We start from the raw sequence: 13,584 nt of genomic DNA, 5'->3' as shown, positions 1-13,584 counted from the left end.
TCGCCGTTGCGGCGGGCTTTTCCTTCGTCGTCACGCCTCCCGGGAGCGGAGCGCCACCGCCGGCAGGAACTCCCCCCGCAGCGTCCGGTGCCACCAGGCGCCCGTCTCGCGCCGTTCCTGCCACGTGGTGAAGCGGTAGAGGTAGAGCCGCGCCCGGACGTGGGTCGGCGGTGCGGCGGGGAAGGGGTTGTGCCGCAGCAGGCGCAGCGTGGCCGGGTCGCCCGTGAGCAGCCGTTCCACGAACGGGCCGAACCACGGTTCCGCGTACGCCGGGGAGATCCCGGCGAACCACATCATCCAGTCGAGCCGCAGGTGGTACGGGGCGTACTGGCGGGACAGCCGGCGCGGATCGCCGGGCTTGCCCTTGAAGCCGTACTCCTTCCACACGGTGTCCGGCCCGATGCGCTCCTCGTCGGTGCCCTCGACCACCACCTCGTAGCGCCTGCGGTTGATGCTGCCGAAGGCGCCGTACGTGTTGACCAGGTGGAACGCGTTGAAGGACATGTTCATCCGCTGCTGCCGCGAGAGCATGTTGCGCACCGGCCACCAGCTCAGCACGGCCACGAGCGCGGTCACGGCGATGACGAGGCCCTCGTACCAGCCCGGCGGAGCGGATGCCGGGGCGTGCCGGGCGAGGCCCAGGACGTCCGCCATGCCGTCGCCGTCGACCGCGGCGAAGGCCATGACGATGGTGAGCCAGTTGAGCCAGGCGAAGTTTCCGGAGGCCACGAGCCACAGCTGGGTGCAGATGATCACCGCGGCGGCCAGGCTCGCGAAGGGCTGCGGGGTGAACAGCGCGAGCGGCACGACGAGCTGGGCGACGTGGTTGGCGCCCGTCTCGACCCGGTGCAGCGGCCGGGGCAGGCGGTGGAAGAACCAGCTCAGCGGGCCCGGCATCGGCTGGGTCTCGTGGTGGTAGTACAGGCAGGTCAGGTCGCGCCAGCAGGGGTCGCCGCGCATCTTGATCAGCCCCGCGCCGAACTCGACGCGGAAGACCAGCCAGCGCATCAGCCACAGCACGAGGACCGGCGGGTCCGTGTCCGCGTTGCCCAGGAAGACCGCGAGGAACCCGGCCTCCAGCAGCAGCGACTCCCAGCCGAAGCCGTACCAGGTCTGGCCCACGTTGACGATCGACAGGTACATCGCCCAGAGGGCGGCCCACATCGCCATCGCAGCCCACAGCGGCACCGCGTCCGCCGCCCCCGCCGCCACCGCGGCGGCCAGCGCGGCGCCCGTCCACGCCCAGGCCGCGAAGAACCGGTCCGAGTAGTGCAGCTGGAAGACCCCCGGGGCGCGGGCGAAGGGCACGTGGCGCACGAAGCGCGGTACGGGCAGCATGCCGCGCTCGCCGATCAGCGCACGGAACTGGAGGGCCGCCGCCAGGAAGGCCACCAGGTAGAGCCCGGCGAGCCCGCGCTGCACCACCAGCCGGCTCAGCCAGTACCCCGGGACCGTGAACCACTCCATGGCGTATCCGTACCACCCCGGAGCGCACAGTCACATCGAAGAAACGGGCAAAAGGTGTCAGAGTAGCTCTATGGTTGATCGGGGAGCGACGCCTGCCACCGCGCCGGCAGGTTCCGTGCCGGACGACTGGCCCGCTCGCCCGGAGGTCATGCTCGCCCTCAACCGCATGGGCGGCTTCGACTGGGACCTCGACACCGGCGTGCTCCACATGGACGCCTCCGCCCTGGAGCTCTTCGACCTGACCCCCGAGGAGTTCAACGGCCGCCTCTCGGGCCTGGCCGGCAAGGTGCTCCGCTCCGACGCCGCCGACCTCGACGCCCAGGTCACCCGCGCCCTGAAGGAGGGCCGCGAGACCTACAGCGCCTACTACCGCATCCGCACCCCCGACGGCACCCTGCGCTGGACGTACACCCAGGGCCGGATCCGGCGCGACGGGGAGGGCCACCCGCACCGCATCATCGGCATCGTCCGCGACGCCGCCGAGGAGCTCGGCCACTCCATCGGCAGACGCGACGAGAACCGCCTCACGCACACCACGATCGTGGAGACCCTCACCGCCGCCCTCGCCCACGCCCGCACCGTCCAGGACGTCATCGACTTCTTCCGCGACGACCGGGCCGTCCAGCACCTCGGCTCCGACCTGCTCGTCCTCGGCATCGTCGAGGCCGGCCGCATCCACATGGTCGCCGAGGGCCCCGGCGAGCACTACATCCCCGGCACCCGCTGGACCCGCATCGACGACAACTTCCCCATGAGCGACGTCATCCGCACGCTGGCCCCGCGCTTCATCGAGTCCCGCGAGGAGTTCGCCGGCTCCTACCCGTGGCTGTGGGAGCGCATCAAGAACGTCGGCATCTCGTCGGCCGCCTACCTCCCGCTCATCGCCCAGGCCCGCCCCGTCGGCGCCATCGGGCTGCTCTACCGGGAGACCCGCGGCTTCACCCAGCAGGAGCGCAACCTCCTGATCGCCCTCTCCAGCAGCCTCTCGCAGGCCATCGCCCGCGCCATGCTCTACGACCAGGAGCACGACCTCGCCGAGGGCCTCCAGCAGTCCATGCTGCCGCGCCGCATCCCCGAGATCCCCGGCGCGCAGATCGCCGTCCGCTACCGCTCGGCCCGCATGGGCCGCGACATCGGCGGCGACTGGTACGACGTGATCCCGCTGCCCGGCGGGCGGGTCGGCGCCGTCATCGGCGACGTCCAGGGGCACGACACCCAGGCCGCCGCCGTCATGGGCCAGCTGCGCATCGTTCTGCGGGCGTACGCCACCGAGGGCCACGCCCCGGCCACCGTCATGGCCCGCGCCTCCTCCTTCCTCCACGAGCTCGACACCGACCGCTTCGCCACCTGCGCCTACGCCGAGGCCGACCTGTCCACCGGCGTCGTCCAGCTGGTCCGCGCCGGCCACGTCGACCCGCTGCTGCGGCACACCGACGGCACGTGCCGGCGCCTGCCCGTCTCCGGCGGCCTGCCGCTCGGCCTCTCCACCGAGTTCGGGCGCCCCGACTACCCCGTGACCACCGTCGAACTCGACCCGGGCGAGACGCTCCTGATGTTCACCGACGGCCTCGTCGAACAGCCCGGCTCCGACCTCGACGAGGGCATGCAGCGCCTCTCCGCGATCGTCCGCGCCGGCCCCTACGCGCTCCACGAGCTCGCCGACCGGCTGTGCGAGGTGATCGGGGAGCGCGTCGGCGAGGACGACATGGCCGTGCTGCTGCTGCGCCGCGAGGGCGCGGCCACCCGGGGCGGGGGCCGGCTGCAGCAGCACATCGCCCCGGCCGACCCGGAGGCGCTCTCCGCGGCCCGCCACATGATCCGCGCGGCCGTACGGGCCTGGGGCGCGCGCGAACGGTCCGACGAGATCGAGCTGGTCGCCGACGAACTGGTGACCAACGCCCTGATCCACACCGACAGCACGGCCGTCGTCACCATCCGCATCCTCACCGGGCCCGAACGGCGCGTGCGCGTCGACGTCGAGGACAGGTCCAGCACGCTGCCCCGGCGCCGCGAACCGGGCGAGTCGGGCGTCTCGGGCCGCGGCCTGCTGCTCGTCGACCGGCTCGCCGACGTCTGGGGGGTCGAGTCGCGCGGGACGGGCAAGAGCGTGTGGTGCGAGTTCGTGGTGCCCGGGCGGCACGAGGTGTACGACGAGGCGGAGGACGCCATCTGACGGGACGTCCTCCGCTCGTGCCGGCGAGGGCCCCGGCGGAACGCGCGGCCACGGAGCCGGCGCGCCCACGGCGAAGGCGTCCACGCCGAAGAGGCCAAGGTCACAGCGGTTGCCACTGCTGCAGGGCGCCCCGGCTCCCCTAGCCTTCCCCCCATGACGGTCCTGCCTGACGAAGGCTTCCCCCTGGCCGCCGAGTTCCCGGACCCCACCCGCGAGCAGTGGCAGCGCCTGGTGGAGGGCGTACTGCGCAAAGCGGGCGCGGCTGACGCGTCCGGTCCGGCTGCTGAGGCGGCGCTCGCCACCGAACTCCAGGACGGGCTCGCAACCGGCCCGCTCTACACCGCCGACGACGCCCCCGGCGCGCCGGGATACCCGGGCTTCCCCCCGTTCGTCCGCGGCGGACGGCCCGAGGGGACGGCCGTGACCGGCTGGGACGTGCGCCAGCGCCACGCCCACCCGGACCCGCGGCACGCCAACGAGGCCGTGCTCGCCGACCTGGAGAACGGCGTCACCTCCCTCTGGCTGACCACCGGCCCCGCCGGCATCCCCGTCGACGGCATCGCCGCCGCCCTCGACGGCGTCTACCTCGACCTCGCCCCCGTCGTCCTCGACGCGGGCGCGGACTTCGAGCCGGCCGCCCGGGAGCTGCTGCGCCTGTACGACGAGCGCGGCCTCGCCCCGCGCGCCGCCCTCGGCAACCTCGGCGCCGACCCGCTCGGCACCCTGGCCCGCACCGGCGGCGACACCGCCCCCGACGGGCCCCTGGCCGCCGCGGCCGCCCTCGCCGCCCTGTGCGCCGACGGCCGCCCGGGCCTGCGCGCCCTGACCGTCGACGCCCTGCCCTACCACGAGGCCGGCGGGTCCGCGGCCGAGGAGCTCGGCTGCTCGCTCGCCACCGGCGTCGCCTACCTCCGCACGCTCACCGCCGCCGGGCTGACGGTGGATCAGGCCTGCGCGCAGCTGGAGTTCCGCTACGCGGCCACCGCCGACCAGTTCCTCACCATCGCCAAACTGCGCGCCGCCCGCAGGCTCTGGGCCCGCGTCGCCGAGGTCAGCGGCGCCGGCGCCGCGAGCGCCGCACAGCGCCAGCACGCGGTCACCTCCACGGTGATGATGACCCGCCGGGACCCGTGGGTGAACATGCTGCGCACCACCGTCGCCTGCCTCGGCGCGGGCGTCGGCGGCGCCGACGCCGTCACCGTCCTGCCCTTCGACGAGGCCGCCGGCCTGCCCGACGCCTTCGCCCGCCGCATCGCCCGCAACACCTCGTCGGTGCTGCTGGAGGAGTCCCACCTGGCCCGGGTCATCGACCCCGCCGGCGGCTCCTGGTACGTGGAGGCGCTCACCGACGAGCTCGCGCACGCCGCCTGGGCCTGGTTCCAGGAGCTGGAGCGCGCCGGCGGCCAGGCCGCGGCGCTCCGCTCCGGCCTGGTGGCCGAGCGGCTCGCCGCCACCTGGGCCCGCCGCTCCGCCGACCTGGCCACCCGCCGCGAACCCGTCACCGGCGTCAGCGAGTTCCCGAACCTCGGCGAGCAGCCGCTGCGGCGCGAGCCCGCACCCGCGGCCCCCGGCGGCGGCCTGCCCCGGGTCCGGCGCGACGAGGCCTACGAGGCCCTGCGCGCCCGCTCCGACGCCCACCTCGCCGGGGCCGGCGCCCGCCCGCGCGTCTTCCTCGCCGCGCTCGGCCCCGCGGCCGCCCACACCGGCCGGGCCACCTTCGCCGCCAACCTCTTCCAGGCCGGCGGCATCGAGCCCGTGCACGACCCCGTCACGGTCGACGCGGCCTCCGTCGCCGAGGCGTTCGCGCGCAGCGGCGCCGGCGTGGCCTGCCTCTGCTCCAGTGACAAGCTCTACGCCGAGCAGGCCGAAGCCGTCGCCGCCGCCCTCAAGTCGGCGGGCGCGCACCGGGTGTTCCTCGCCGGCAAGCCCGGCGGCGAGCAGCGGGAGGCGTACCTGAAGGCCGGGGTCGACGCGTTCGTCTTCGCCGGCGGCGACGCCGTCGCCGTCCTCTCCTCCGTCCTCGACAGCATGGGAGTCGCGTGATGCCGATCCCCGACTTCTCCGGCATCGGCCTGGGCCCGGCGCACGACGGCCCCGCCGACCCGGGCCAGTGGCGCGCGGCCCTGAAGGAGGCCACGGGCAAGAGCGCCGAGGACCTCGTCTGGGAGACCCCCGAGGGCATCGGCGTCAAGCCCCTCTACACGGCCGACGACCTGCACGGGCTCGACTTCCTCGGCACGTACCCCGGCATCGCGCCCTACCTGCGCGGCCCGTACCCGACGATGTACGTCAACCAGCCCTGGACGATCCGGCAGTACGCGGGCTTCTCCACCGCCGAGGAGTCCAACGCCTTCTACCGCCGCAACCTGGCGGCCGGTCAGAAGGGCCTGTCCGTCGCCTTCGACCTGCCGACCCACCGCGGCTACGACAGCGACCACCCGCGCGTCACCGGCGACGTCGGCATGGCGGGCGTCGCCATCGACTCCATCTACGACATGCGCCAGCTCTTCGACGGCATCCCGCTGGATCGGATGAGCGTGTCGATGACGATGAACGGCGCCGTGCTGCCCGTCCTCGCCCTCTACATCGTCGCCGCCGAGGAACAGGGCGTACCGCCCGAGAAGCTGGCCGGGACCATCCAGAACGACATCCTCAAGGAGTTCATGGTCCGCAACACCTACATCTATCCGCCCCGGCCCTCGATGCGGATCATCTCCGACATCTTCGCGTACACCTCGCAGAAGATGCCGCGCTACAACTCCATCTCCATCTCCGGCTACCACATCCAGGAGGCCGGAGCCACGGCCGACCTGGAGCTCGCCTACACCCTCGCCGACGGCGTGGAGTACCTCAAGGCGGGCATCGGGGCCGGTCTGGACGTCGACGCGTTCGCGCCCCGGCTCTCCTTCTTCTGGGCGATCGGCATGAACTTCTTCATGGAGATCGCCAAGCTGCGCGCCGCCCGCCTGCTGTGGGCCCGGCTCGTCAAGCGCTTCGAGCCGCAGAACGCCAAGTCGCTGTCGCTGCGCACCCACTCGCAGACCTCGGGCTGGTCGCTGACCGCGCAGGACGTCTTCAACAACGTGGCCCGCACCTGCGTCGAGGCCATGGCCGCGACCCAGGGGCACACCCAGTCCCTGCACACCAACGCCCTGGACGAGGCCCTGGCCCTGCCCACCGACTTCTCCGCCCGCATCGCCCGCAACACCCAGCTGCTGCTGCAGCAGGAGTCCGGGACCTGCCGGGTCATCGACCCGTGGGGCGGCAGCGCCTACGTCGAGCGGCTCACCCACGACCTCGCGCGCCGCGCCTGGCAGCACATCGAGGAGGTCGAGGCCGCCGGCGGCATGGCCCAGGCCATCGACGCGGGCATCCCCAAGCTGCGCGTCGAGGAGGCCGCGGCCCGCACCCAGGCCCGCATCGACTCCGGGCGGCAGCCGGTCATCGGCGTCAACAAGTACCGGCCTGAAAATGGTGCCGGCGACGAGCAGATCGAGGTGCTCAAGGTCGACAACTCCTCCGTGCGCGCCCAGCAGATCGAGAAGCTGCGCCGGCTGCGGGAGGAGCGCGACGAGAGCGCCTGCCAGGACGCCCTGCACGCGCTCACCCGGGCCGCCGACGCCGGCAGCGGCCCGGGCCTCGAAGGCAACCTCCTGGCCCTCGCCGTGAACGCCGCACGCGCCAAGGCGACCGTCGGTGAGATCTCCGACGCACTGGAGAAGGTCTACGGACGGCACGCCGGGCAGATCCGTACGATCTCCGGTGTGTACCGCGAAGAGGCAGGACCGTCGTCCGGCGTGGAGCGCACCCGCACCCTGGTCGAGGCGTTCGAGCGGGAGGACGGCCGCCGCCCGCGCATCCTCGTCGCCAAGATGGGCCAGGACGGCCACGACCGCGGCCAGAAGGTCATCGCCACCGCCTTCGCCGACCTCGGCTTCGACGTCGACGTCGGCCCGCTGTTCCAGACGCCCGAGGAGGTCGCCCGGCAGGCCGTCGAGGCCGACGTGCACATCGTCGGCGTCTCCTCGCTCGCGGCCGGTCACCTCACGCTCGTCCCGGCGCTGCGCGAGCAACTGGCCGAGCAGGGCCGCGAGGACATCATGATCGTCGTCGGGGGCGTCATCCCGCCGCAGGACGTTCCCACGCTGCTGGAGATGGGCGCCGCCGCGGTCTTCCCGCCCGGCACGGTCATCCCCGACGCCGCCCACGACCTGCTGAAGACCCTCGCCGGGGTCCTCGGCCACGAACTGTGAGCAGGGGCTCCTGACCATGGCGCGGACGATCGACATCGACGCCTACGTGAAGGGCGTGCTCGACGGCAAGCGGGCGGTCGTCGCCCGCGCCATCACGCTCGTCGAGTCCACCCGGGCCGACCACCGGGCCCTCGCCCAGCGGATGCTGACCGAGCTGCTCCCGCACGCGGGGGCGGCCCGGCGGATCGGCATCACCGGAGTGCCCGGCGTCGGCAAGTCCACCTTCATCGACGCCTTCGGCACGATGCTGACCGGTCTCGGCCACCGGGTCGCCGTCCTCGCCGTCGACCCGTCCTCCAGCCGGACCGGCGGCAGCATCCTGGGCGACAAGACCCGCATGGAGCGGCTCGCCGTCGATCCCGCCGCCTTCGTCCGGCCCTCGCCCACGGCCGGCACGCTCGGCGGCGTGGCCCGCGCCACCCGCGAGACCATCGTGGTCATGGAGGCCGCCGGCTACGACGTCGTGCTGGTGGAGACCGTCGGCGTCGGCCAGTCCGAGACCGCCGTCGCCGACATGGTCGACAGCTTCCTCATGCTCACCCTCGCCCGCACCGGCGACCAGCTCCAGGGCATCAAGAAGGGCGTCCTCGAACTCGCCGACCTCGTCGCCGTCAACAAGGCCGACGGCCCGCACGAGCGCGACGCCAAGGCCGCGGCGCGCGAACTCGCGGGGGCGCTGCGGCTGCTGCAGCCGCCGGACGCGGCCTGGAGCCCGCCCGTGCTGACCTGCAGCGCCCGCGAGGGCACGGGCCTGGACGCGGTCTGGGAGCGGCTGGAGCAGCACCGGCGCGTCATGGAGACCACAGGCGCGCTGGCCGCGCGGCGGCGCGAGCAGCAGGTCGACTGGGTCTGGACGATGGTCCGCGAACAGCTCATGGACGAACTGCGGGACCACCCGGCCGTGCGGGCGGCCGGTCCGGGCATCGAACAGCGGGTGCGGGAGGGCACGCTGCCGGCGGGGCTGGCGGCGGAACGGCTGCTGGAGGCGTTCCGCACACAACCCGCCGCCCCGCGAAATCAATGAGCCCGCCCGGCGTTTGAAGGCAAGGGGGCGAGGCGAAGCCCCGGCCCGGGAACCTCCCGGACGTACGGCACGTTTTCCACCGCACCGGCCGAAACGCGGCCGGTGTCCGGAGGAGCCGCGCATGAACGACCTGGTCGCCGGAGGCAACGCGCCGTTGCCCGACGGCGCACTCTCCCTCCGCGTGCCCGGCCCCTTCGACCTGTCGGTCATCGTCACCGGTGAGAACGGAAAGGTCGCCGGTGACGGCGACTTCGTCTTCTACAACCAGCCGGCCGCCCCCGGCGCCCGGCTCACCGGCGACACCGTCACCGTCGACCCGCGCGGCCTGCGGCACGGCGCCGCGCGCGTCACGGTCGTGGTCAGCCCGGCGGACCCCGGCACGCGGCTCGGGGCCCTGCCCGTACCGGTCCTGACCGTCGCCGGAAGCGGCGGCGGGGTCCTGGCCCGGTTCGAGCCGCCGCGCCCCGGACCGGAGACCGTGCTGCTGCTCGCCGAGCTCTACCGGCGCGGCACCGGCTGGAAGATACGGGCTCTGGGCCAGGGGTACGCGGAGGGACTCGCGGGCGTGGCCAGGGACTTCGGCGTGGACGTGGCCGACGAGGGCGACGAGGCGGGCGGGCCCGCAGCGGCACCTGCGGCCGGCGCCGGTACCGACGCCTTCACCGCGCTCGTGAACGCCGAGCGGGCCAAGTCCGGGCTGCCGGCCGTGACCGCCGACCACCGGCTCGCCGCCGCGGCCCGCGCGCACGCCGCCGGCATGGCCGCGCAGGGCCGGCTCGCCGCCGAGGGCCCGGACGGGACCTCGCTCCACCACCGGGTCGCCGCGGCCGGCTACCGCTGCCTGACCGTGGCCGAGCACCTCGTGTCCGGGCCGCGCACCCCCGCCGAGTTCGCGGCGTACTGCCTCGCGGACCCCGGGCGTGCCCGGCCGTTCCGCGACCCGGCCGTCGTCCACACCGGCGCGGCCCACGTCAGCGGCCCCGGCGGGGACGTCTACTGGACGGCGCTGTGGGCCTCGCCCATGACGCCCGGGGGCCTGGCCCGGCTGACCGCCGAGGTCGCCGCGCTCACCAACGCCGAGCGTGCCGCGGCCGGGCTGCGCCCGCTGGCCGCCGACCACCGGCTGGCCGCGGCCGCGCAGGCGCACAGCGACGACATGGTCGCCCGCGACTTCTACGCCCACACCTCGCCCGAAGGGACCGAGCCCTGGGACCGGGCACGGGCCGCGGGGGCCCCGCACCCGGGGATCGGCGAGAACATCGCCTGCGGGCAGCGCAGCGCGGCGGAGGTCGTCCAGGGCTGGATGGACAGCCCGGGGCACCGCGCCAACATCCTCAAACCGGACTTCGCGTACATCGGCGTCGGCTACGCCACCGGCAGCCGCGCGGGCACGTACTGGACGCAACTGTTCGGTACGTAGAGGTGCGTAGAGGTGCGCAGCGGCCGGGGCGGCTAGAGCCCGAGCCCGCCCCCGGACGCCTGCGCGAAGTGCCGCGCCACGTCCGCGTCCGCCACGTCCTCCAGCTTCGCCGGCCGCCACCGCGGCCTGCGGTCCTTGTCGACGACCTGCGCGCGGATGCCCTCCAGCAGGTCGGGGTCGGCCAGCGACGCGCACATCACGCGGTACTCCTGCTCCAGCACCTCGGCCAGCCCGGGCAGCAGGCGCGCCCGGCGCAGCGCGCCGAGCGTGACCTTGAGCGCCGTGGGCGACTTGCCGAGGATCGCCTCCGCCGCCTCCTTGGCCTCGGCCACGCCGCTGTCCGTCAGCCGGCCGAGGATCTCCTCGACGGTTCCGGCGGCGTAGCAGCGGTCGATCCAGGCCCGGTGCGCGGCGAGCCCGGAGGCGGGGGCCGGGGCGGCGAAGGCCCGTACGGCCTCGGCCGCCTCCGCCTCCGCCAGCGCCGCCGTGAACTCCGCGAGCCGCGCGGCCGGCACGAAGTGGTCGGCGAACCCGGCGTGCACGGCGTCGCCCGGGCCCATGCGGGCGGTGGTCAGCGCCAGGTGCGTGCCCAGCTCGCCGGGGGCCCGGGAGAGGAGGAAGGTGCCGCCGACGTCGGGGGCGAAGCCGATGCCCGTCTCGGGCATGGCCACCGAGGAGCGCTCGGTGACGACCCGTATGCCGCCGTGCGCCGACAGGCCGACCCCGCCGCCCATCACCAGGCCGTCCATGAGCGCGACGTAGGGCTTGGGGTAGGCGGCGATACGGGCGTTGAGGCGGTACTCGTCGCGCCAGAACTCCCTGGCGGCCGCGCCGCCCCCGGCCCGGACGTCGTCGTGCACGGCGCGCACGTCGCCGCCCGCGCACAGGCCGCGCTCACCCGCGCCGTCGAGCACCACGGTGGTCACCGCGGCGTCGTGCTCCCACGCGTCCAGGGCGCCGGCGATGCGGCGGACCATGGCGTGGGTCAGGGCGTTGAGCGCCCGGGGCCGGTTGAGCGTGATGCGGCCCGTGCGCCCCTCGCGGCGCAGGAGGACGGCGTCGTCGGCGGTGGTCATCGTGCGCCTTTCACTGAACGGCGGATTCACGGAAGCGGTTGCGGAGCGGGCGGGTGGCGCGCGCTGCGCGGCGGGTGGCCGGCCCGGCGTCGGCCCGGCTTCCTGTCAGGCCGGGCTTTCTGTCAGGCGCGGCCGGAGGCTGCGGTGGTGCCGGCGGCGTCGGTGATGCCGCGGATCGGGCAGCGCGGCCCGGTGGCGCGCAGCAGCCGGAGGTCGGCCGTCACGAGGGTCGCCCCCAGCTCTTCGGCGACGGCGACGTAGGCCGCGTCGTCCGGCGTGAGGTTGTCCTTGAGCTGCCACATCCGTCCCAGCAGCGGTTCCACGGGGACCTTGCGCAGCGTCAGGCCCGGCAGCCGCCCGGCGACGTCGGCGACCCGCTCCGCGGTCACCTGGCCCGCCAGGTACATGCCGCGCAGCGACTGCATCACCTCCACCAGGATGTGCTCCGGGGCGGCCCAGTCGGCGTCCGCCGCGAGTGCGGCGCGGGCGCTCTCGCCCCGCGCTCCGTCGTCGGCGAGTGCCAGGACGAGGGCGGAGGCGTCCACGACGATCAAAGTGACTCCCAGCGGGTGTGCCGTCCGGCGGGCCTTGTGAACGCGCCGGTTGCGACGCGTTCCCCTTCCGCCGGACTCGCGCCGTGGTGGTGCTTCGCCGTTGCGGCGGGCCCGCTTGCCCGGACGGGGTCCGGGAAACCGGGAGCATCCCCGGGAATCGAGCCGCCGCAACGGCGCGCGACCACGAAGGTGGCAGTCCGGCGGTGCCGGACGCGCCGCACCCACCACCCTAGCCGCACACGCGCCGAGTGGATCAATGGATTTCCCGGCCCCGCGCAGCGGCCGCGTCAACCCGCCGAACCGGTCCAGTGGGCCGTTTCGCGTTCCTGGCCGAAGCCGGGACGTACGGCGACGTCCAGCCGGCCGAGGCCGCCGGGCGGGACGTCGAAGGCGACCGTCGCCTTGCCCGAGCCGTTCGGCTCCAGGCTTCCGGTGAACGGCGTACCGACGCCGCTCGCGCTGTCGAAGATCTGCTGGGCCCGGTCGGCCTTGGCGCCGGACTCCAGGGTGACGAGGACGCCCGACGTGTCGAGGGGATTCCTGCCGCCGTTGGCGAGGGCGACCGTCAACTTGACGGCCTGGTTGCCCGCTTCGTGACCGAGGGCGGTGCCGCTCGGCGTGAACTTCACCGGTTGCGTCACGGTCACCCTGAGGCCGTCGCGGTAGGCGTACGTGTCGCCGAAGGAGGCCGTGCGGGACTGCGGGGAGGCCGACGGGCCGCCCGAGAGCGTGATCGTGGCGCCCGCCTTGCCGGAGGAGCCCCCGCAGGCCGCGCCCGCCGTCGCCACGGCGGCCGCGGCCGCGAAGGCCACGGCCGCCCGCAGCGGCGCTCTCGTGCCCATGTGCACAGCCTGCGCCGAGCCGCGGCGGTGCGCATCCGGAGCGCCGGTGTCAGCTCCCCAGGGCCTTCTTGACCTTGGTCACCTGCGGCCCGGAGTCCTGGGCCGGGATCTGCCAGCGGAAGGTCTTGCCCTCGCCGTCCGTGTAGGTGAGGGTGCCGCCGCGCTGCGCGCCGGCGATGTCGAAGGTGCGCGCCCGCAGCTGGGTGGCGCCGGCCCGGATCGGGCCGCCCGCGTCGAAGCCCGGGACGAAGACGTTCGGCTCGGCGCTGACGGCCTGGCCGTCGGCGGCTATCCACTGCCAGCCGCCCTTCTCGGTCGGCGTGGTCTCCGCGGCGGCCACGTCCGTCATGGGGCGCTCCTGCACGGTGACCACGGCGTACAGGCCGTGCGAGGGCTTGTCGGTCGCGGTCTTGGCCGCGTAGACGACGCTCACCGGCGTGATGTCGAGCTTGCCGCCGCCACCCGCGCCGACGGTCTCCGTGCCCTTGCCCATCGCCAGGGGCTCCGCGGACGGGCCGGCGGGGGCGGCTGAGGGCGACGAGCCGTCCGACTTCACGGTCTCGGCCTTCGATTCGTCGCTGCAGGCGGTGAGTGACAGGGCGGCGGCGAGACTGAAGGCGGCGACGGTGACGGCAGTGGTGCGCATGCATCCCCCGGAGGTTCGGGTTACGTGAGTGCTGAAACGACCCCGGAACCGTACCCTCGGTAACAAGCCCTCGAACGCCTGTCTGCCCCAATCGTGACCAGCCCGCTACCTTCCCGGTATTGCCGTGGG

The 13,584-nt window shown here is 74.3% G+C and carries 10 protein-coding genes; 5 read left to right on the top strand and 5 right to left on the bottom strand.

Translation table 11 applies throughout. The features are described from left to right. Window positions 1-30: 30 nt before the first annotated feature. On the bottom strand, window positions 31-1,467 hold the full coding sequence (locus ACOTKD_RS11350; protein WP_424888760.1) for a lipase maturation factor family protein: 1,437 nt from the start codon (window positions 1,465-1,467) through the stop codon (window positions 31-33). Between the two features lie 70 nt (window positions 1,468-1,537). Between ACOTKD_RS11350 and ACOTKD_RS11345 the strand changes: the two genes are divergently transcribed. The 5 genes from ACOTKD_RS11345 (at window position 1,538) to ACOTKD_RS11325 (ending at window position 10,337) form a co-directional block, all read left to right on the top strand. Next, window positions 1,538-3,640: a SpoIIE family protein phosphatase gene (locus tag ACOTKD_RS11345; protein WP_424888759.1), complete on the top strand. Its 2,103-nt coding sequence runs from the start codon at window positions 1,538-1,540 to the stop codon at window positions 3,638-3,640. 153 nt (window positions 3,641-3,793) lie between these two features. Continuing rightward, the gene (gene mutA, locus ACOTKD_RS11340; protein ID WP_424888758.1) at window positions 3,794-5,683 is read left to right on the top strand and encodes a methylmalonyl-CoA mutase small subunit; all 1,890 of its coding nucleotides are present in this window, start codon (window positions 3,794-3,796) and stop codon (window positions 5,681-5,683) included. Then, window positions 5,683-7,893 carry a methylmalonyl-CoA mutase gene (gene scpA, locus ACOTKD_RS11335; protein ID WP_424888757.1) on the top strand — a complete coding sequence of 737 codons (2,211 nt, stop codon included), beginning with the start codon at window positions 5,683-5,685 and terminating at the stop codon, window positions 7,891-7,893. The genes mutA and scpA overlap by 1 nt, the downstream gene beginning before the upstream one ends. Window positions 7,894-7,909: 16 nt before the next feature. Continuing rightward, window positions 7,910-8,917, top strand: a complete 1,008-nt coding sequence (meaB, locus tag ACOTKD_RS11330) for a methylmalonyl Co-A mutase-associated GTPase MeaB (protein WP_424888756.1) — start codon at window positions 7,910-7,912, stop codon at window positions 8,915-8,917. Between the two features lie 121 nt (window positions 8,918-9,038). Next, window positions 9,039-10,337 (top strand): CAP domain-containing protein, encoded by a 1,299-nt coding sequence (locus ACOTKD_RS11325; RefSeq protein ID WP_424888755.1) that lies wholly within the window; start codon window positions 9,039-9,041, stop codon window positions 10,335-10,337. 32 nt (window positions 10,338-10,369) lie between these two features. Here ACOTKD_RS11325 and ACOTKD_RS11320 read toward each other — a convergent pair whose 3' ends face one another. The 4 genes from ACOTKD_RS11320 to ACOTKD_RS11305 form a co-directional block, all read right to left on the bottom strand. Further along, entirely contained in the window at window positions 10,370-11,413 is a 1,044-nt protein-coding gene (locus ACOTKD_RS11320; RefSeq protein WP_424888754.1) for an enoyl-CoA hydratase/isomerase family protein, read from the bottom strand. 122 nt (window positions 11,414-11,535) lie between these two features. Next, window positions 11,536-11,958: a type II toxin-antitoxin system VapC family toxin gene (locus tag ACOTKD_RS11315; protein ID WP_302868528.1), complete on the bottom strand. Its 423-nt coding sequence runs from the start codon at window positions 11,956-11,958 to the stop codon at window positions 11,536-11,538. Between the two features lie 296 nt (window positions 11,959-12,254). Then, window positions 12,255-12,809 carry a hypothetical protein gene (locus tag ACOTKD_RS11310; protein ID WP_424888753.1) on the bottom strand — a complete coding sequence of 185 codons (555 nt, stop codon included), beginning with the start codon at window positions 12,807-12,809 and terminating at the stop codon, window positions 12,255-12,257. Between the two features lie 49 nt (window positions 12,810-12,858). Further along, a complete protein-coding gene (locus ACOTKD_RS11305) occupies window positions 12,859-13,455 on the bottom strand; it encodes a hypothetical protein (protein ID WP_424888752.1) in 597 nt (198 codons plus the stop codon). Between the last annotated feature and the right edge of the window lie 129 nt (window positions 13,456-13,584).

Origin of the sequence: Streptomyces sp. XH2, assembly GCF_049725035.1 — a bacterium.
Lineage (GTDB): Bacteria > Actinomycetota > Actinomycetes > Streptomycetales > Streptomycetaceae > Streptomyces > Streptomyces roseoverticillatus.
Note: the sequence above shows the minus strand (reverse complement) of the source record. Positions and strands in the feature narration are given on the sequence as shown.

Coding starts and splice junctions, on each gene's coding strand:
- ACOTKD_RS11350 (WP_424888760.1), bottom strand. CDS start 1,467: ATGGAGTGGTTCACGGTCCCGGGGTACTGGCTGAGCCGGCTGGTGGTG.
- ACOTKD_RS11345 (WP_424888759.1), top strand. CDS start 1,538: ATGGTTGATCGGGGAGCGACGCCTGCCACCGCGCCGGCAGGTTCCGTG.
- mutA (WP_424888758.1), top strand. CDS start 3,794: ATGACGGTCCTGCCTGACGAAGGCTTCCCCCTGGCCGCCGAGTTCCCG.
- scpA (WP_424888757.1), top strand. CDS start 5,683: ATGCCGATCCCCGACTTCTCCGGCATCGGCCTGGGCCCGGCGCACGAC.
- meaB (WP_424888756.1), top strand. CDS start 7,910: ATGGCGCGGACGATCGACATCGACGCCTACGTGAAGGGCGTGCTCGAC.
- ACOTKD_RS11325 (WP_424888755.1), top strand. CDS start 9,039: ATGAACGACCTGGTCGCCGGAGGCAACGCGCCGTTGCCCGACGGCGCA.
- ACOTKD_RS11320 (WP_424888754.1), bottom strand. CDS start 11,413: ATGACCACCGCCGACGACGCCGTCCTCCTGCGCCGCGAGGGGCGCACG.
- ACOTKD_RS11310 (WP_424888753.1), bottom strand. CDS start 12,809: ATGGGCACGAGAGCGCCGCTGCGGGCGGCCGTGGCCTTCGCGGCCGCG.
- ACOTKD_RS11305 (WP_424888752.1), bottom strand. CDS start 13,455: ATGCGCACCACTGCCGTCACCGTCGCCGCCTTCAGTCTCGCCGCCGCC.